At 42.9% G+C, this 375-nt stretch carries 1 protein-coding gene; it reads left to right on the top strand.

The annotated features are described in order from the left end of the window. Positions 1-2 precede the first annotated feature (2 nt). Positions 3-329, top strand: coding sequence for a DMT family transporter (locus HC176_RS17485; protein ID WP_167920276.1), 327 nt, complete (start codon positions 3-5; stop codon positions 327-329). Positions 330-375: the final 46 nt, after the last annotated feature.

Below are 375 nucleotides of genomic sequence, written 5' to 3'. Positions count from 1 at the left end.
AAATGAATTGGCTCTATCTCATCATCGCAGGATTATTTGAAGTAGGTTTTGCCACCTGCCTTGGAAAAGCTAAAGAAACCTCGGGAAGTATCGCTTTTTGGTGGATGGTTGGATTTTTTGTTTGTCTCTCCATAAGTATGTCTCTGCTATACAAGGCGACTCAAAGTTTACCTATTGGAACTGCCTATGCCGTGTGGACGGGAATTGGCGCTTGCGGAACAGTATTGATCGGGATCTTCCTTTTTAAGGAACCAGTGCATTTTTGGCGGTTGTTCTTCCTCTTTACCCTTATCGCTTCGATCGTTGGATTAAAATTTGTTTCAGCTTAAGCTATGGCTGGTTTCCCTTTTTTGACACTCGTAAGATGGCCTAACC

The sequence above is a fragment of the Tamlana crocina genome (genome assembly GCF_012037625.1).
The sequence above is the reverse complement of the archived record's forward strand: the minus strand, read 5'-3'. Positions and strand labels throughout refer to the sequence as shown.